This window comes from Pseudonocardia sp. MH-G8 (assembly GCF_002262885.1).
GTDB lineage: Bacteria > Actinomycetota > Actinomycetes > Mycobacteriales > Pseudonocardiaceae > Pseudonocardia.
The window spans coordinates 112618-130649 of sequence record NZ_NKYF01000012.1 but is presented as its reverse complement, the minus strand read 5'-3'; the positions used below and the strand labels follow the sequence as shown (position 1 = coordinate 130649).

The following is an 18032-nucleotide window of genomic DNA, read 5'->3' as shown; positions in this document are numbered from 1 at the left end:
TCTCGGTCGGGATCCGCTCCCCGGCGCAGGCAACGCGCCCGGTCGTTCCGATCGATCGACAGACGGGGGAATCGTGCGGGTTCTCGTTCTCGGTGGTGACGGCTACCTCGGGTGGCCCACCGCGCTGCACCTGTCCGACACCGGCGACGAGGTCGGCATCGTCGACAACTTCCTGCGTCGTCGCTACGACGACGAGATGGGCGTGGAGAGCCTCGTCCCGATCGAGCCGCTCGAGGTCCGCACCGACGTGTGGCACGACCTGACGGGCCGCCGCATCGAGACCTTCGTCGGGGACCTCGTCGACGCGGAGTTCCTGTTCGACGTCGTGCGCCGCTTCCGGCCGGACACGATCGTGCACTTCGCCGAGCAGCGCTCCGCGCCCTACTCGATGATCGACCGGGCCCACGCCGTGCACACCCAGCACAACAACGTGATCGGCAACCTCAATCTGCTCTACGCGATCGCCGAGATCGACCCCTCGATCCACCTGGTCAAGCTCGGCACGATGGGCGAGTACGGCACGCCCAACATCGACATCGAAGAGGGCTGGCTCGAGATCGAGCACAAGGGCCGGCGCGACCGGGTGATGTTCCCGAAGCGGCCGAACTCCTTCTACCACCTGAGCAAGGTGCACGACAGCCACAACATCGAGTTCGCCTGCCGCATCTGGGGCCTGCGCGCCACCGACCTGAACCAGGGCGTGGTCTACGGGCAGCAGACGCCCCAGACCGAGCGCGACCCCCGCCTGGCCACCCGCTTCGACTACGACGCGGTCTTCGGCACGGTGCTCAACCGCTTCGTCATCCAGGCGGTGCTGGGCGAGCCCCTCACCGTCTACGGCTCCGGCGGCCAGACCCGCGGGATCATCGACATCCGCGACACCGTCGAGTGCATCCGCCTCGCCGCGGCCAACCCCGCCGAGCCCGGCGAGTTCCGCGTGTTCAACCAGCTCACCGAGTCCATGTCGGTGCACGAGATGGCCAAGGCCGTGTCCGACACCTTCCCCGGCATCGTCGAGGTGGAGAACCTCGAGAACCCCCGCGTCGAGGCCGACCAGCACTACTACAACGTGGTGTTCACGGGGCTGCCGTCGCTCGGGCTGCAGCCGCACCGGCTCTCCGACACGCTCATCACGTCGCTGTTCCCGGTGGTGGAGCAGCACCGCGAGCGCGTCAACCACACCGCCCTGTCCCCCACGGTCCGCTGGCGCAGCCCGTCGAACGACCTGGCGACCTGAGCCGGCCTCAGGTCGGCTTGCGGGCCGTCCCGAAGTAGGTGACGACCGGCGCGTGCCCCGGGTCGAGCAGGAACTCGACCGCCGCGGGCAGGTCCTCGTCGTGCAGCCGGCCGCTCTTGCGGTCGAGCACGGCCCGGACCAGCGCGCCGATGCTGCGCGGCCGGAATCCGCACACGTCCTCGCTGCGCAGTCCTGCGCCCGCGAGTGCGTGGGCGACCTCTGCGGGTGGGCGCAGGCGCTCGGCCCGGTAGCGACCCGGCGGAACGATCCGCGTGGCCGGGATCGCCTGGAACGCGCCGAGGTAGACCAGCCGCGAGACCACCGTGCGCGCCACCGTGTCGTAGACGAGCACCCCACCCGGCCGCAGGACCCGTGCCGCGTGCTCGATCACCGCCGGCAGGTCCGGGGTGATCTCGAAGGTGTCGGCGTAGTAGGCGAAGGCGAAGGCGGCGTCCGGGAGGGCGCCGAGGTCCTCCGCGGCAGCCGTCCGGTAGCGGACCGCAGCGCCGTCGTCCGCCTCCTGCGCGAGCCGCGTGGCGGCAGGCGCCGGGTCGACCGCACAGACGTCCATGCCCAGTGCGGCGAGCCCCCGGGCAAGGTCGCCGCGGATGCTGCCGACGACCAGGGCGGGGGCACCCACGGGGTCGAGGCCGGTGCGTTCCAACGTCCGGTGCACGTACTGCATGCGTACGGGCTGGAACGTCACGGCACGGAGGTGACGGCCGTCGACGGCGTCGGGCGAGTCGAGTGCGATGCGCATCGGCAGGGCCACCTCCAGATCGAGTTCCCACAGGGAACCTAGCGCATCGAGTTCGCCGAGGGAACCGACTAGTGTGGCTGCTCGTGACCAGGACCCCGCTCGCCGGCGTCGCCTGCTCGATCGCCCGCGCGACCGACCTCTTCGCCGACGCGTGGACCGCGCTGATCATGCGCGACGTCCTGCTGGGGGTGACCCGCTTCGACGACATCGCCGAGGACCTCGGCATCTCCCGCAAGGTGCTCGCCGCCCGGCTCGCCCGCCTCGTCGCCGAAGGCGTGCTCGCCCGCGAGCGCTACCAGGACCACCCCCCGCGCGAGCACTACCGCGCCACCGACAAGGGTGCGGAGCTCTACCCGGTGCTGCTGGCCCTCATGAGCTGGGGCGACCGCTGGTACGCCGACGAGACGGGGCCACCCGCGCTGGTGCACCACCACGACTGCGGTCGCGACACCACCCCGCTGACGGTCTGCGCCCACTGCCACGAACCGCTGTCGGTCGCCAACACCGAGCCGCGCCCCGGACCGGGCGGCCGACCGGGGCCGGGCACCCACGTGCTGGCCCCGTTGCTGGCCGCGCGGGGACGAGAGACCGAGGCGCAGGAACCGCGCGGCGGGACTCCCTGATGCGGAGCCTGAGGCACGGCTATACGAACGCCACCGTCGGCGACGGCGCGACAGTGGTCAAGAGGTACGAGGGACCACGGGCCGTCCTCCGTGCGGAGCGCGAGTACGCGGCACTCACGACCTTCTCGGGCCGCGTCCCGGTCCCCGAGGTCCTGGATCGGAGCGCCGGAACGCTCACGCTGGGCTTCGTCGCAGGCACCCAGGGACAGGAGCTCATCGACGCCGGACACGGGGATCGGGTGCTCACCGCCTGCGGCGAGGTACTGCGAAAGATCCATGCCGCCGGCTGCACCCACGGCGACTTCGGCCCGCAGAACACGCTGCTCACCCCGGACACCCTGCGGGTCACCGCCGTCCTGGACTGGGAGTTCTCCTCCCTCGACCGCGCCGATCCCGTGGTCGACCTCGCGTGGTGCGAGTGGATCGTGCGCACGCACCACCCTCGTCGGACGTCGGCGATCCCGGCCCTGTACGCCGCATATGGCACGTCGTTCCCCTGGCAGGAGCGACGGGCAGCCATGATCCGCCGATGCGTGGAGCTCATCGACTTCACGCACGAGTGGGACCCGGACGGAGCGGCCGAGGCGTTGTGGAGGGAGCGGCTGGACGCGACATCCGCCTGGGAGCGGTGAGGCCACCCGCCGATCATCGCCGTGGCGGCCAGCCGCTGCTCAGACCGGCACCACCGCGCGTGCCAGCGCCTCCACGATCACGCCGCGGCGCGCCTGCCCGCGCACGGCCCGGCTGAGCTCGACGTGCACGAAGGGGCGGCCGTCTACTGCCGCGGCCCGTCCCTGCGCGTTGGTCCGACCTTCCAGCGCACCGCAGTCCTGCCTCCAGGCTCGGCAGACGGCAGGCCCGGCGGCGTCGAGCTCGTCGGCGACCAGCATCGTCAGCAGCCCGGCGGTGCCGGCACCCGCGGAGACGACCGCGTCGACGGCGGGCAGCGAGGCGCTGCCGAAACCGTGCAGCTGCAGCTCGGGCATCCCGCGCGCGCCGAGGTGGCCGGCGACGGCGTGGAAGAACGAGTCCTCGTGGTGGGCGACGTCCGCGTGCTCGCCCGCCGCACGTCGGTGCGCGCCCCCGACGAGCAGGACGGCGCCGGGCACGGCCCGGAACAGGGCGAGCCCGACGTGCTCGGTGTCGCGGTCGGCGACCGGGTGCGGCACCTCCACAACCACCGACGGCTCGGCCCCGCGGTCGACGACCACGGCACCCCAGCTCTCCTCGGCCCCGGGACGGCTCGCCGCCAGCAGGAACGGCCGTCCGGTCGCCGGGTCCGTACCGGCCGACAGGTCCATCGCGAGGCGGTCGAACATCGCGACCGCGTCCGGGCCGGCGTTCCCCGAGACCAGCCGGTCGATCGCGGCGGGCACGGCGGCCCGCTCGTCGGCGGTGGGGGCCCGGTAGTCCTGGTCGGGATCGAGGGAGCCGGCCAGGCGCCGCAGGGTCGCGTCCGGATCGGAGCGCCACGGTGGGCCCGGCGGGCCGCCACCGGCCACGGCGCTCGCGGCAAGACCGGCGAGCAGCAGCCGACGCCGGACAGCGATCATGTGATCACGTTACGTCACCTCCCCGCCGGGACGGGCAGGCGACGCGCAGGAGACGCCGCCCGATCGCTCGGGCGGCGCCTGTGGACGCGGCTGCCGGGTTACCAGGCGTGCACGGTGCGCCGTGCGTGTCGGTCTCGGCGACGGCGGACGACGACCGTCCGACGGCGCAGACCCACGGCGTCGAGCCTCCTCGCGGCGTGCTCCGCGTGGGTGCTCCGGTACCCGCGCCGGGAGCGCTGCCGGGAGGACGGACCTTCTCCTCCGGTCCGGCCTTGGCCTGCCTGCGCTCCCGACGCCTTCCTACCCCCGTCCCGCCCGGCCGACACCTCGTCCCACCGGATCCGACCCGAACGGCGGCACGGACCGGCGCGGCAGCTCGGCCTTCGTCGGCCCCTGCGAACCGACCGTCGAGGTTCGCGCCGCCGCGCGGGGAGGACCTCCCCGTGGGCGCCCTCACCCGTGCCGGGTGGGGTTGTCCGCAGTGGGCTCCCGGGGGTTCGCCTGATCGATCCCGGTGCCCGGCGACTCAAAGATGATCAGGTGAAACTCGAGCACCTCAAGAAGTTCGCGCGGATCGGAGCCATCGCTGCCGTGGGTCTCACCGCGGCCTGCGGCACGGGCCAGCCCGAAACGGTGGCCGATCCGGGCCGCGGCAGTGTGGTGTCGTCGGTGCCCGTGGCCGATCTCGCGGCGGACGAGGTGAGGACCCGCCTGCAGGCGGCCGGGATCGACGCGGCGCAGGTCCGGTTCGGCGTGAGTGCGCAGCGCGTGGTCTACCGGACCATCGGCACACACGGCGAACCGACCACGGCCGGCCAGCTGGTCGCCTTTCCCCGGAACGAGCGGAGTGATCTCGGCGTGGTGACCTGGCTCCACGGCACCACCGTCTACCGGGGTGACGTCGCCTCGATGAAGGAGCAGTCCACCGACCGGGCGGTGGCGCTGCTGTTCGCCACCACCGGGCAGGCCGTGTCCGCACCGGACTACCTCGGGCTCGGAGAAGGGCCGGGCGCCCACCCGTACGGGCACCCCGAAGCCACCGTCTCCGCCGCGCTGGACGCGTTGCGGGCCGCCGAGGAGGTGGCGAGCGACCAGGGACGGACGTTCGACGAGCGCGTACGGGTCAGCGGTTTCTCCCAAGGCGGCCCCGCCGCCATGATGTTCGGCCGTGCCCTGCAGGAGGGCGCCGATCCGGCGTTCTCGCTGGGCGGGCTCGCGCCGATCGCGGGGCCGTTCCACCTGAGCACGTTCGAGGCCGACGCCGCGGCGGACAAGATCGCGAATGCTTCGCTCTACCTCGCCTACTTCACGACCACGTGGGACCGCATGTACGGCCTGTACGACTCGCCGGGCCAGGCGTTCCGCGAGCCGTACGCCGCGCAGGTGGATGTCCTGTTCGACGGCGACCACAAGACGCAGGAGATCGCGTCGGCGCTGCCGCCGGCGGCCGCGGACGTGTTCACCGAGCAGTTCCTCGGCCAGGTGCGCAATCCGACAGGTGTGCTGCAGGAAAGGTTGCGGCCGCTGGACACCACGTGCGACTGGCGGCCCGAGGTACCCGTGCACGTGTTCCACGCCGCGGGCGACCGGGACGTCGGCTTCGCTCACGCCGAGCACTGCCGGCGGCAGTTGGCCGCCCAGGGCGCCGAGCAGCAGCTGACCGACGTCGGCGCGGTCGATCACAACGGCAGTGTGCGCGCGGCGGTCCCGCAGGTCGCCCTGGAGTTCAGCCGCTGACCGGTCGCGGCAGGTGCGCGAGCACGTTCTCCGCGGCGTGCTGATCGTTCAGCAGGAATGCGGGGACTCCAGGGCGGGATAGCTGCTGGACGATCAGGAACGCCTGGCGAACGCGCGGTGGTAGCGGTCTGGTAGCCGTCCGAGCGAGTGATCAGGGACGGAGCTGTCGACCCGCCGGTTCCAGCGCGGTGAGCAGAGCGTCGACGAGTGGGCTGCGGTCCTCGGCCCGCCAGACGACGTGCACGGCAAGCATCGGGGCCGGCGCGGTGAGGGGCACCGCGACCAGCCCCTGCGCGGTCGCGCGGGCGGCGCGGGACGCCGAGCTGAAGCCGATCACCTGCCGCGCCGACACGAGCACCCCCGTCGCCACCGGGTCGTCGACCTCGCCCGCGATCGTGAGCTTGATGCCGGCCCGCTCGGCCGCGCCGGTGATCGCATCGTGCATCGCGGGGCTCTGCTCACGACGGAACAGCAGGCACGGCTGGCCCTCCAGCATCCGTACCGGCAGGGCCTCCCGGCCGGCCCATGGATGCTGCTCGCCCACCACCGCGACGATCGGCACGCGCATCAGCTCCTTGGAACGCAGCTGGGGGCTCGCGGGGCTGCCGTAGACGAACGCGACGTCCAGCTCGCCGTCGAGCACGCCCTCCAGTTGGGGTCCGGTCCGCCGCTCCCACAGCTGCGTCTGCACCCGGGGGTGCTCGGCGTCGAGGCGAGCCAGCGCGGCGGGCAGCAGTTCCTGACCTGCGGGGAAGTTGAAGCCGATGCTGAGCATGCCGGCCCGGCCGGTCGCGACGGCACGCGTCGCGGCGACTGCCCGGTCCATGCGCTCGACCAGCTTCTCGGCCTCGTCGCGGAAGACCTCGCCCGCCGGGGTGAGCCGCACCTGGTGGGAGCTGCGACGAACCAGCTCCACCCCCACCTCGCGCTCGAGGCGCTGCAACTGCTGGCTCAGCGAAGGCTGCGCCAGGTGCAGCCGCTGCGCCGCCCGCCCGAAGTGCAGTTCCTCGGCGATCGCGAGGAAGGAACGCAGGTAGCGGAATTCCACCGTCTCGCTCGCCTCCAGGAGTACCAGCAGACGGTAAGCCACGTCGTCGTCCCCCAGGCATGCGCGAGGCGAACGCTGCGTGACCGCCGGTCGCCGGGTCTCGTGGTTGCGCCGGCGGCGGTCGTCCTCAACGCACAGGTCCGATCGTCCGCACCGGAACTCCGATCGTGCCTGGTCACCAGGGATGTCAGCAGTGGTGGCGAGAGCGCTGTGTGGCGGTCGCGCCGAGTGTGTTCACCCGCGCGACACCCTCGGCTGCTGGCCTGTGCGCGCACGCCGTCCCGACGCCCCCAGGAGGATCACCGGTGAGCCGCATCCAGATCGAAGGTGTGACCCGCCGGTTCGCCGGCCCGGTGACCGCGGTCGACCGGATCTTCCTCGACGTGGCCGACGGGGAGTTCCTCGTGCTGCTGGGCCCGAGCGGGTGCGGGAAGTCCACGCTGCTGCGCATGGTCGCCGGGCTCACCGCCCCGTCCGCGGGCCGGATCCTGCTCGACGGCCACGACATCACCGCCACCCCACCGCGCGAACGCAACCTCGCGATGGTCTTCCAGAGCTACGCGCTCTACCCGCACCTGAGCGTGGGGCGCAACATCGGCTTCCCGCTGCGCACCCGCGGGCGGCACCGGGCCGACATCGACGCCCGGGTCGTCGAGGTCGCGGCCGTGCTCGGCCTGGAGGGCCTGCTCGACCGCAGGCCCCGTGCCCTGTCGGGCGGCCAGCGCCAGCGCGTCGCCCTCGCCCGGGCGCTCGTGCGCGACCCCGGCGCGTTCCTGCTCGACGAGCCGCTGTCCAACCTCGACGCCACGCTGCGCAGCGCGACCCGCGCGGAGCTTTCGGACCTGCACCGCAGGCTCGGCTCCACGTTCGTCTACGTCACCCACGACCAGGTCGAGGCCATGACGATGGCCACCCGGATCGCGGTGCTCGACGGCGGCAGGCTCGAGCAGCTCGGCACCCCCGAGGAGGTCTACGACGCGCCCGCCTCGGTGTTCGTCGCCGGCTTCATCGGTTCCCCCGCGATCCGGCTGCTGCCCGCCAGGCTGCGGTCCGACGGCGGCGAGCTGCGGGCGGTCGGCGCCGACCTGGAGATCCCGCTGGGTCCGGGTGCGGACCCCGATGGGCGGGAGGTGCTCGTCGGCGCCCGTCCCGAGCACCTCCGCCTCGCCGCCCCCGGGACCACGGGGCCGCTCTGGCGCGGCACGGTCCGGCTCGTCGAGAACCTCGGCGGCGAGGAGGTCGCGCACGTCGCCGTGGGCGGGCACGACGAACCCGGCACCCGCATCGCCGTGCGCGGACCCCGGCCCCTCGGCCTCGCCGTCGGCGATGCCGTCGCCCTGACCTGCGACCCCGACCGCGTCCACCTGTTCGACGCGGCCGGCGGCCGGCGCCTCGTCCGCGCCACCGCCCCGACCTCCGCCGCGCCGGCGGCCTGACCCCTTCTCGACAGGAGCGCCCCCGTGCCCATCCCCCGAGTACCCGCCCTGCTGGCCACCGCCGCCGTCCTGCTCGCCGGGTGCGGCGTCGGCGGCTCGGCGCCGACGGCCGAGCCGGCACCCGCGCAGCCGGCCCCGGAGCTGACACCCGACCAGCAGGTGGCGATCACCTTCGAGAGCTACAACTTCGGCCAGGCGGGCGCCTGGTCCGAGACGTTCACCGCGCTGCTCGACCGGTTCCACGCCGAGCACCCGAACATCACCGTGACCGCGCAGAAGCCGCAGGGCACGAGCTCCAACCCGGCGGCCGACGCCGTCTCGAGCGTGCAGACCCAGGCCGCCACCGGCAACGCCCCCGACGTCGTGCAGCTCGGGTTCTCCGACCTGGGGTTCACGGTGGGCCAGCTGGGGGCCGAGCCGCTCGAGGACCTCTTCGGCGACGACGTCGCGCAGAACTTCGCCGGTACGCACCCGTACGCGCCTGCCGCCGCCCGGCTCGCCACGCTGGAGGGCACGACCTACGGCGTGCCGTTCGTGCTGTCCACCCCGGTGCTCTACTACAACGCCACCCTGTTCGCCGCGGCCGGGCTCGACCCGGCGCGGCCCCCGGCCACGTGGGCGGAGGTGGCCGCGGCCGCCCGGCAGATCAAGGCCACCACCGGCAAGGAGGGTGCCTACGCCGACTGCGTCACCACCGTGGCGAAGGACTGGTGCCTGCAGAGCATCATCCGCTCGAACGGCGGGCGGGTGCTGTCGGAGGACCGCACCACCCTGCTCTACGCCGAGCCGCCCGCCGTCGAGGCCGTGTCCGTGCTCGCCGACATGGTCGCCACCGGGGCGAGCCCCAAGTTCAGCCAGCAGCAGGCGGTCGAGGCCTTCGCCCGCGGCGACCTCGCGATGATCCTCGAGTCGAGCTCGATGCAGGGCACGTTCGGCCGCGGCGCGCAGGGTGCGGGCTGGGAGCTGCGCGGCGCCGCGACCCCGTCGTTCGGCGACGCCCCGGCCGTGCCGACCAACTCCGGTGCCGCCCTGTACGTGCTGTCCGACGACCCTGCGCGGCAGCGCGCGGGCTGGGAGCTCATCGAGTTCCTCACCAGCGACGCCGCGTTCACCGAGATCGCGCAGAACATCGGCTACCTGCCGCTGCGCACCGGCCTGGTCGACGACCCCGCCACGCTGCAGGGATGGGCGGCGGCCAACCCGACGACCGCGATCAACATCGACCAGCTCGAGCGGATGGAGCCGTGGGTCTCCTTCCCCGGCGACGACTACCTGCAGATCCGCGACGGGATGATGGACGCCGTCGAGGAGGCCGTGCTGCAGGGCGCCGACCCGCAGGCGACGCTCGGCGCGGCCGCCGAGCGCGGCCAGGCCCTCGTTCCCGCAGGCGGTGACCGGTGACCGCCCGCTTCCTCGCCGTCGTCTCCGACAGCCACCTCACCGCGGAGCCCGCCTCGGCGGACGCGCTGCGCGCCGCGCTCGCGGTGGTGGAGGCGGGCGCCCGGCCGGACGCGCTGCTGCTCCCCGGCGACCTCGCCGCCGACGGCGAACCCGGCGCCTACCGCCTGCTGCGCGAGGTCGTCGACCCGGTGGCGGCCCGGCTCGGGATCCCGGTGGTCCCGGTCATGGGCAACCACGACGAGCGCGGCGCCTTCCGCGCCGCGCTCGGGACGAGCGGGGAGCCCGGGGAGCCCTGGGACACCACGACCCGCGTGGGCGGCCTGCGGATCGCGGTGCTCGACAGCACCGTGCCCGGCCACCACCACGGCGAGCTCGACCCCGGCCAGCTCGACCGGCTGCGTGCCGAGCTGGCCGAGCCCGCACCCGAGGGCACCGTGCTGCTGCTGCACCACCCGCCGCTGCCCTCGCCCGTGCCCTCGGTCGACCTGCTGCGCCTGCGTGGCACCGAGAAGTTGGCGGAGGTGCTGGCGGGCAGCGACGTCCGGATGATCGTCTGCGGCCACGCGCACTACGCGGGCGCGGGCGCGCTGGCAGGCATCCCGGTCTGGATCGCCCCCGCGCTGATCTACCGCGTCGACGCCCTACCGCCCGCCGGGCGCCTGCGCGGGGTCTCCGGACCCGCGATCAGCCGGGTCGACCTCGTCGAGGGCACCGTGGTCGCCACGGCCGTCCCGCTCGACGGCGAGCCGGTGTACGACGTCGACGCCGCGGAACGGGTGGCGTGGATGCGCGAACGGATCCCGGCGCCGTGACCGCGTCCACGACGGTCGCCGCGCCGGCGTTCGTCGAGGTGCCCCCACCCGCGCAGCCTGGCGCACCGGCCGCCGTCGCCGTGCCCCGCCTGCGGCGGCTGGCCCGCGCCGCTCCCCCGTACCTGTTCCTCGCGCCCGGGCTTGCACTGCTCGTGGTGTGGGTCTACCGGCCGCTCGTGGAGACCGCGGAGCTGTCGTTCTACTCCTGGAACCTGCTGCCCACGAGCCCCGCCGAGCCGGTCGGGTTCGACAACTACGTCCGGCTGTTCGTGCTCCCGGACTTCGCGGCGTCGATCGGCCGCACCCTCGTCCTCATCCTGGGGCTGCTGCCGTTCACGCTGGTGGCCCCGGTGGTCGTCGGGCTGCTCGCGCGGCGCGTGCGCGGCCGGGCGGCGACGGTCTACCAGGCGCTGGTCTTCGCGCCGATGCTGGTGGCGCCGGTGGCCGGTGCCGCGGTGTGGCAGTGGATGCTCGACCCGCGCGGCGGGCTGGTGAACCAGGTGCTGGGCACCACCACCAACTGGCTGCAGGAGCCGGGGCCGGCCCAGGTGGCGATCATCGTGATCACCGGTTGGCACGTGCTCGGCTTCGCCACCCTCGTGGTGGCGGCCGGGCTGACCGGGATCGACGGGGAGTACAGCGCCGCCGCGTCGCTCGACGGTGCCACCCGCTGGCAGACGACCCGGTGGATCACGGTGCCGCTGCTGTCGCCCACCCTGTCCTTCCTGCTACTCATGACGCTGCTGTTGGCTGCCCAGTGGAGTTTCCCGCTGGTGAACACGCTCACCGACGGCGGACCGTCGAACGCGACCACCAACGTCTACTACCTGCTGTGGGACTACGCCTTCGGCTCGTTCGACGCCGGCCTCGGCGCCGCGGCCGGAATGATCTTCTTCCTCGGCTTCGGGGTGGTCGCACTGGCACTCGTCCGGCTCACCGATCGGCTCTCCTTCCATGACTCCTGACCCCGTGGGCGAGCGGTCCCGCCCCCTGGTCGCCCACCTCGTCCTCGGGGCGCTCGGCCTGGCGTGCGTCGTGCCGATCTACTGGCTCTACGCCACCTCGCTGCGCGCGCCGGAGGACGTCTACTCGCTCACCCCGTTCCCGTGGCCGCTGTCGGTGGTCAGCTACGTCGAGGCCTGGACCGCCGCCGACGTGCCGCGGCTGCTGCTCAACACCACGGTGATGGCGGCGATGATCGCGCTCGGGCAGCTGCTGACCGGCCTGTTCGCCGGCTACGCCTTCGCGGCATGGCAGTTCCGCTTCTCCGGCGCGCTGTACCTGCTGTTCGTGGCGACGTGGCTGGTGCCGTTCCAGGTCACGATGCTGCCCAATTACGTGCTGCTCAACCAGCTGGGCACCCTCAACACCGTCGCGGGCGTGGTGCTGCCCAACCTGTGCTCGGCGCTGGCAGTGATCATGCTGCGCCAGCACGTCCGCAGCGTGCCCCGCGAGCTGCTGGAGGCCGCCCGGATGGACGGGCGCGGCTCCTGGTCCACGCTGTGGACCGTGGTCGTGCCCAACCTCGGGCCCGCCCTGGCCGCCCTGGGTGTGCTGCTGTTCATCAACGCGTGGAACGAGTACTTCTGGCCCGCGCTGGTGATGCAGCGCTCGAACGCGGTGCTGCAGCTGGGACTGCGCAGTTTCATGGGGACCGAGGGCAACGACTGGGGCCCGCTGATGGCGACCGCGGGTCTGGCCTGCCTGCCCGTGCTCCTGCTGTATCTGGTCCTGCAGCGACGCATCGTCGACGGTTTCGTCCGCTCCGGACTGAAATAGCTGCGCGGTATCTACGAAAGAACACCCACGGCCTTGACCGGCACGTCGGTGCGGCGGACATGATCCGATTCAATCGACGCCGACGACGTGCAGGACGCTTTTGACATGTCGGAAGTCTGCGACGTTGCGCGTGGCCAGGCTCAGCCCGTGCCGCTCGGCAGTGGCGGCGATCAGGAGGTCGCGCCGGCGCGGCCGTGGATCGCGGCCGGCTTTCCGGACGAGATTGGCCAGCAGTCCGTAGGACTCCGCCACCGCACTGTCGAACGAGATCACCGCGAGCGTGTCGACAACCAGCTGCAGCCGCCTCCTGCGCCTTTGCCGCTCCACCGGATCCGCCGCAGCACCGATCCCGTACTCCAGCTCGGCCGCCGTGATCGCGCTCACCGCCACGAGATCTGCGATCGAGGCCAGCCCGGACGAAGGTGGTGCGATCACGACCGACGTGTCGAGCAGGACTCGCCGACCAGCTGACGCCGTCACCGGGACCGCGGCTCCCAGGGATCGACCGGCTGTCGATCCTCGTCACCGAACATCTCGGCCTCGTCGGCCATGTCCCGCTCCCAGGTCTCCGGATCTGGCCCGGGCACGTCGCCGGCGAGGAGCTGATCGACCACGACAGCAGGAACGAGGCGCTGACGTGCCGTGGCCTCCCGCTGGTGCGGCACGAGGTCGGCGACCGCACGCCCGTGCACCGTCACGGTGAACGACTCGCCCTCCGCGACCCGGCGCATGATCTCGGCGTTGTTGTTGCGCAGCTCGGACTGCCGGATGGTCCCGTCCATCGACGCAGAATAGCTATCCCATAGCGAAACCGCTACGGCACATCGATACCCACGTCACGCACGGTGGCGTGAGGCCCGCGCGCGACACGACTAGGGTGGTCGGAGTGACCGGAGTGCGGATCGCTGGTGTGGGGCACGCGCTTCCCGGCAGGGTCGTGACCAACGACGACCTCGCTGCCACGCTCGACACCTCGGACGAGTGGATCCGCAGCCGCAGCGGGATCGCGACGCGCCACCACGTCGACGAGGGCACCGCCACCTCCGACCTGGCCATCGCGGCCGGGGCCCGCGCCCTGGAGGGCGACCGGCGCGGCGGCGGCGACGGCACCGTCGACCTCGTGGTGGTCGCCACCACGACACCGGACCGGCCCTGCCCGGCCACAGCCCCGCTGGTCGCGTCGCGGCTGGGCCTGGGCACGGTGCCCGCGTTCGACGTCAACGCCGTCTGCTCCGGCTTCCTCTACGGCCTGTCCACCGCCGCCGCGATGATCCGCGGCGGCGCTGCAGGCTCGGTGCTGCTCGTGGCAGCCGACACCTTCTCCACGATCGTCGACCACACCGACCGGCGCACGGCCTTCCTGTTCGGCGACGGCGCCGGGGCGATCGTGCTGCGTGCGGGCGGGGCCGACGTGCACGAGGTCACGCTGGGCAGCGACGGGGGTCAGGAGGAGCTCATCATCGTGCCCGGCGGTGGCTCCCGCGAGCCCGCCTCCTCCGACCGCTTCTTCACGATGCAGGGGCAGGCCGTCTACCGCAATGCAGTGGAGCGCATGGCCGGCTCCACCACCGAGGTGCTCGAGCGTGTCGGCTGGGACATCGCCGAGGTCGACCGCTTCGTCGGGCACCAGGCCAACAGCCGCATCCTCGACGCCGTCGCCCGGCGCCTCGGCCTGCCCCCCAAGGCGCTCGTGGTCAACCTGGACCGCGTCGGCAACACCGCGGCCGCCTCCATCCCCGTCGCGCTGTCCGACGCCCACGACCGCGGTGAACTGCGGGCGGGCGACCGGGTCGTCCTGGCCGCGTTCGGAGGCGGAGCCACCTGGGGTGCGGCGGCGCTCACCTGGCCGGCCCTCGCCTGATCCGGGATCGCCGATTCGGCGCGACGGTCGAGTTCAGCTCCGGTTCGCCGTCCCGCCACCGAACCGGGACCCGCGAGCGATACCAAGGAAGTTGTGACGAGCGAAGCGCGGGACAGCACCGCCGACCACGACGGTGCTGCGGCGCCCCAGCGCTTCGCGCGGCTCTGCGCCGCCGTCACGGCCCGGCTGCCGTTCGGCCTGTCGCGCGTCGTGCCCCCGACGTTCGTGGGCTTCGCCGCGATCAACGGTTCCACCTTCTGCGCGGACCTGCTGATCCTCACGGTCCTGCACAGCCACTGGCAGGTGCCCTACGCGGTGGCGGTCGCGGTCGGCTACGCCATCGCGTTCGCGCTGAGCTTCGTGCTCAACCGCGTCCTGAACTTCAGGTCGCACGGGCCGCTCGGCCGCCAGACCCTCGTCTACGTCGGCGTGGTCGCCGTGAACTTCGCGATCCTGGTCGGTGTCAGCTCCGCGCTCGAGGCGGCCGGGGTGCAGTACCAGGTGGCGCGGATCGCGGCGGGCGCGTGCGAAGGGCTCTTCATGTACTGCGCGATGCGCTGGGTCGTGTTCCGTGCAACGACGGAACGCCGGACGGAGGCTCCTCGCGAGCGCCGGACCCGTCGAGGTCGCGCCGCACGGTCTCCGGGCCGAGAGCGAGCGCGATCAGGGTCAGGGCGGCGAGGACCGCCATGAACACCAGGATCGGCCACCAGTGGCCGGACCAGGCGTAGAGCGCGGTGGCCACGAAGGGCGCGAGGCCGCCGGCGAGCAGTGAGCCGACCTCGCGGGAGAAGGCGAAGCCGGAGAGGCGGAACTCGGTGTCGAACAGCTCCGCGTACCAGGCGGCCTGCGGGGCGAGCATCGCCGGGTAGAGGACCCCCAGCCCGACGACGAACGCGAGCACCACCCACGCGGTGACGCCGGTCTCGGTGAGCAGGAAGAACGGCACCAGCCAGAGGAGCGAGGCGATCGTGCCGACGGCGTACACCGGCTTGCGGCCGACGTGGTCGGACAGCAGCCCGCACAGCGGAACCGCGACGATCTGCACGACGGAGGCGGCCATGACCGCCCAGAGCGCCACCGAGCGCCCGAGCCCGAGGGTCGTCGAGACGTAGGCGACGCCGAAGACCGGCAAGAGGTAGGCGAAGCCGTTCTCCCCCATGCGGGAGCCGATCACGATGAAGAAGCTCCGCGGGTGGCGGCGGATCGCCGCGAAGACCCCGCCCGGCGACGCCGTCCCGGCGCCGTCGGCCCGCGCCTTCTCGAAGGTGGGCGGCTCCTCGACCCGCCGCCGGATCACGTACCCCACCAGCATGCACACCGCGCCGAGCAGGAACGGCACCCGCCAGCCCCACGAGGCGAACTGCTCCGGCGGGAGCAGCAGGAACAGGAAGAACACGGCGTTGCCCAGCAGGGTGGCGACCGCGAAGCCCAGCGGGGCGGCGGACCCGGCGAGGCCGCGCCGCCGGGGATCGGCGTGCTCGACCGAGAGGACGACCGCGCCGGCGTACTCGCCGCCCGCACCGAAGCCCTGCACCAGGCGCAGCACCACCAGCAGGATCGGCGCCAGTACCCCCACCTGCTCGTAGGTGGGCAGCAGCCCGATCGCGGTGGTGGCCGCACCCATCAGCACCAGGGTCAGGACCAGCACGGCCTTCCGCCCGACCCGGTCCCCCATCCGCCCGAGCACCAGCCCGCCGATGGGGCGAGCCAGGAACCCGACCGCGTAGGTCGCGAACGCCGCCAACGTCCCGACCAGCGGATCGGTGGACGGGAAGAACAACGTGTTCAGGATGATCGCGGCGGCGGTGCCGTAGACGATGAAGTCGTACCACTCGAGAACGGTGCCGACCAGCGCCGCGAGCGACGCCCGCTTCGACTGGCGCTGCGGCGGGACGGGGGGTGCGGACACGGGCCATCTCCTTCGATCGGCGGGGTCGCGCTCGACGGTGGAACAGGGGTCAGGTGGTGCGGGTCGGCGCCGGGCGGCGCAGCACGGCGCCCTTCTGGACGGGCCCGACGAGGGCCGCGTACTGGCCGAGCCAGCCCCGTTCCTCGCCCGGGCGCCCGGAGGTGACCGGGGCGCCGTCGCGAGCCGGGTCGGCGTCGAGGGTGCGGGCGTCGAGGTCGATCGTGATGACGTCGCCGCTCTCCACACCGGCGAGCGGGCCGCCGTCGGCCGCCTCGGGCATCACCTGACCGACGACCAGGCCGTGGTTGAGCCCGGACAGCTCGCCGTCGGTCACCACGGCGACCTGACCACCCAGGCCTGCGCCGTTCAGCGCGGCGACGAAACTGGCGGCGAAGACGGTGCCGGGGCCGCCGCGCGGCCCCATGCCGCGCAGCACGATCACCGCGCCGGGGTGGATGCGCCCCTCGCCGAGCGCGTCGATGGCGGCGTCCTCGCCGGCGAAGACCTCGGCCGGACCGGTGAAGCGACGCCGGGCGTTCCCGGCCCCGGCGACCTTGACCACCGCGCCGTCGGGCGCCAGGGATCCGCGCAGGATGAGCAGGCCGGGTTCGGGGCGGACCGGGTCGGCGAGCGGGTGCAGGACCGCACCGTCGGGCTCGGGGGCTTCCTCCGCGAGCTCGGCGACGGTGCGCCCGGTGACCGTGAGCGCCTCGCCGTGCAACCGTGGCAGCAGGGCCCGCATCGCGGCCCGCGCCCCGCCGACACGCTCCAGGTCCCAGACCTGGTCGGTGCCGTTGGGGCGGATCGCCGCGAGCTGCACCGCCCCCGTGCCGAGGCTCTCGAACAGCCCGACGACGTCGAGGTCGAGGTCCGCCTCGGCAGCCACCGCGGCCAGGTGCCGCACGCAGTTCACGGAGCCGCCCAGCGCCAGCGCGACCTGCACGGCGTTCTCGATCGCCGCCGCGGTGAGCACCTTCCGCGCGGTGAGGCCTTCGGACACCATGGCGAGGATCCGCCTGCCGGAATCGGCGGCCAGCGTGCGCATCCGCTCGGAGCCGGCGCGAACGGGTGCCGACCCGGGCAGCGTCATGCCCAGCGCCTCCGCGAGCACGTGCATGGTGTTCGCGGTGGCCAGGCCCGCGCAGACACCGGGGCCGACGATGGCGGCGTCGGCCACCTCCCCCAGCTCGTCGACGGTCATCGCGCCCGACCGCACCGCGCCGACCGACTCGTACACCGTGTCGATGTCGACCGAGCAGCCGTTGCGGGTGCCGGCCTGCTGGTACCCACCGATGACGAGGATCGACGGGATGTCCAGCCGCGCCGACGCCATCAGGTGCGCGGGGGTGGTCTTGTCACAGGAGGACAGGCAGACCATGCCGTCGAGCACCGCGCCCTCGACCGCGGCCTCGATGTCGTTGACGATCAGGTCGCGGGTCGGCATGAGGTAGCGCGCCTTCCGCCCGGCGCTGGTCACGAAGTCGCTGGGCGCCACCGTGCGGATCTCCAGCGGCAGCCCGCCCGCCTCCCAGATCGCCTCGGAGACGACGTCGGCGACCCCGTCGAGGTGGGAGAAGCACACCGCGAGCTTCGACGAGGTGTTGACGATCGCGATCTTGGGTCGCCCCTGGTCCTCCACGGCGTACCCCATCGCGGTCCACTGGGCCCGGCGGACCGCCCAGCGGGTGGATCCTGGGGTGAACTCGCTGCGCAGGCCGTCCGGGCGCGGTCGATCGGTGTCGGGCAGGTCGGGAAGCTCGGCGGCGCACTCCGACTTCGCCTGTCGATCGCTCATATATCGGTTATACATGGGGGATGGACGAGCGGTCCAGGGGTGGTCTGCAAGCATGTGGCGCGGGCAGCGGGAGGAAAC

17 protein-coding genes and 1 pseudogene are annotated in these 18032 nt (G+C 73.0%); 11 read left to right on the top strand and 7 right to left on the bottom strand.

Translation table 11 applies throughout. The features are described from left to right. Window positions 1-73 precede the first annotated feature (73 nt). Window positions 74-1237, top strand: a complete 1164-nt coding sequence (locus tag CFP66_RS25375; protein ID WP_094927669.1) for an NAD-dependent epimerase/dehydratase family protein — start codon at window positions 74-76, stop codon at window positions 1235-1237. Between the two features lie 7 nt (window positions 1238-1244). Here CFP66_RS25375 and CFP66_RS25370 read toward each other — a convergent pair whose 3' ends face one another. After that, window positions 1245-1997, bottom strand: coding sequence for a bifunctional 2-polyprenyl-6-hydroxyphenol methylase/3-demethylubiquinol 3-O-methyltransferase UbiG (locus tag CFP66_RS25370; RefSeq protein WP_198961661.1), 753 nt, complete (start codon window positions 1995-1997; stop codon window positions 1245-1247). Between the two features lie 83 nt (window positions 1998-2080). Between CFP66_RS25370 and CFP66_RS25365 the strand changes: the two genes are divergently transcribed. Beyond that, on the top strand, window positions 2081-2620 hold the full coding sequence (locus tag CFP66_RS25365; protein WP_094927764.1) for a helix-turn-helix domain-containing protein: 540 nt from the start codon (window positions 2081-2083) through the stop codon (window positions 2618-2620). Continuing rightward, entirely contained in the window at window positions 2620-3252 is a 633-nt protein-coding gene (locus tag CFP66_RS25360) for a phosphotransferase (RefSeq protein WP_094927667.1), read from the top strand. The genes CFP66_RS25365 and CFP66_RS25360 overlap by 1 nt, the downstream gene beginning before the upstream one ends. 39 nt (window positions 3253-3291) lie before the next feature. On the opposite strand, the gene CFP66_RS25355 is transcribed toward CFP66_RS25360, so the two are convergent. Beyond that, window positions 3292-4173, bottom strand: coding sequence for a hypothetical protein (locus tag CFP66_RS25355; RefSeq protein WP_094927666.1), 882 nt, complete (start codon window positions 4171-4173; stop codon window positions 3292-3294). A 540-nt stretch (window positions 4174-4713) separates the two neighbouring features. On the opposite strand from CFP66_RS25355, the gene CFP66_RS25350 reads away from it, so the two are divergent. Continuing rightward, window positions 4714-5910, top strand: coding sequence for a lipase family protein (locus CFP66_RS25350; RefSeq protein WP_198961660.1), 1197 nt, complete (start codon window positions 4714-4716; stop codon window positions 5908-5910). A 151-nt stretch (window positions 5911-6061) separates the two neighbouring features. On the opposite strand, the gene CFP66_RS25345 is transcribed toward CFP66_RS25350, so the two are convergent. Continuing rightward, window positions 6062-7000, bottom strand: coding sequence for a LysR family transcriptional regulator (locus tag CFP66_RS25345; protein ID WP_233159706.1), 939 nt, complete (start codon window positions 6998-7000; stop codon window positions 6062-6064). Window positions 7001-7263: 263 nt separating this feature from the next. On the opposite strand from CFP66_RS25345, the gene CFP66_RS25340 reads away from it, so the two are divergent. From CFP66_RS25340 to CFP66_RS25320, 5 genes are read left to right on the top strand one after another with little or no spacing between them, the layout of a single operon-like run. Further along, window positions 7264-8394 carry an ABC transporter ATP-binding protein gene (locus CFP66_RS25340; RefSeq protein ID WP_094927665.1) on the top strand — a complete coding sequence of 377 codons (1131 nt, stop codon included), beginning with the start codon at window positions 7264-7266 and terminating at the stop codon, window positions 8392-8394. Between the two features lie 24 nt (window positions 8395-8418). Then, a complete protein-coding gene (locus CFP66_RS25335; RefSeq protein ID WP_094927664.1) occupies window positions 8419-9795 on the top strand; it encodes an ABC transporter substrate-binding protein in 1377 nt (458 codons plus the stop codon). Next, complete coding sequence (locus CFP66_RS25330; protein ID WP_094927663.1) at window positions 9792-10607, top strand: metallophosphoesterase; 816 nt, start codon at window positions 9792-9794, stop codon at window positions 10605-10607. The genes CFP66_RS25335 and CFP66_RS25330 overlap by 4 nt, the downstream gene beginning before the upstream one ends. Beyond that, on the top strand, window positions 10604-11572 hold the full coding sequence (locus CFP66_RS25325) for a carbohydrate ABC transporter permease (RefSeq protein WP_198961659.1): 969 nt from the start codon (window positions 10604-10606) through the stop codon (window positions 11570-11572). Before CFP66_RS25330 ends, CFP66_RS25325 begins: the two co-directional genes overlap by 4 nt. Next, complete coding sequence (locus tag CFP66_RS25320; protein WP_094927662.1) at window positions 11562-12386, top strand: carbohydrate ABC transporter permease; 825 nt, start codon at window positions 11562-11564, stop codon at window positions 12384-12386. Before CFP66_RS25325 ends, CFP66_RS25320 begins: the two co-directional genes overlap by 11 nt. Window positions 12387-12455: 69 nt before the next feature. On the opposite strand, the gene CFP66_RS25315 is transcribed toward CFP66_RS25320, so the two are convergent. Both CFP66_RS25315 and CFP66_RS25310 read right to left on the bottom strand, forming a co-directional pair. Then, complete coding sequence (locus tag CFP66_RS25315) at window positions 12456-12866, bottom strand: PIN domain-containing protein (RefSeq protein ID WP_198961658.1); 411 nt, start codon at window positions 12864-12866, stop codon at window positions 12456-12458. Further along, window positions 12863-13168: a type II toxin-antitoxin system Phd/YefM family antitoxin gene (locus CFP66_RS25310; RefSeq protein WP_094927661.1), complete on the bottom strand. Its 306-nt coding sequence runs from the start codon at window positions 13166-13168 to the stop codon at window positions 12863-12865. The genes CFP66_RS25315 and CFP66_RS25310 overlap by 4 nt, the downstream gene beginning before the upstream one ends. Before the next feature lie 104 nt (window positions 13169-13272). On the opposite strand from CFP66_RS25310, the gene CFP66_RS25305 reads away from it, so the two are divergent. Together CFP66_RS25305 and CFP66_RS49330 are read left to right on the top strand one after the other, a co-directional pair. Beyond that, entirely contained in the window at window positions 13273-14247 is a 975-nt protein-coding gene (locus CFP66_RS25305; protein WP_233159703.1) for a beta-ketoacyl-ACP synthase III, read from the top strand. A gap of 93 nt (window positions 14248-14340) precedes the next feature. Next, window positions 14341-14757, top strand: a pseudogene (locus CFP66_RS49330) (GtrA family protein); the annotation flags it as partial. A gap of 28 nt (window positions 14758-14785) precedes the next feature. Here the strand turns inward: CFP66_RS49330 and CFP66_RS25295 are convergent. Together CFP66_RS25295 and CFP66_RS25290 are read right to left on the bottom strand one after the other, a co-directional pair. Next, a complete protein-coding gene (locus CFP66_RS25295) occupies window positions 14786-16159 on the bottom strand; it encodes an MFS transporter (protein ID WP_094927659.1) in 1374 nt (457 codons plus the stop codon). Between the two features lie 49 nt (window positions 16160-16208). Beyond that, window positions 16209-17954 (bottom strand): dihydroxy-acid dehydratase, encoded by a 1746-nt coding sequence (locus CFP66_RS25290; protein WP_094927658.1) that lies wholly within the window; start codon window positions 17952-17954, stop codon window positions 16209-16211. Window positions 17955-18032 lie beyond the last annotated feature (78 nt).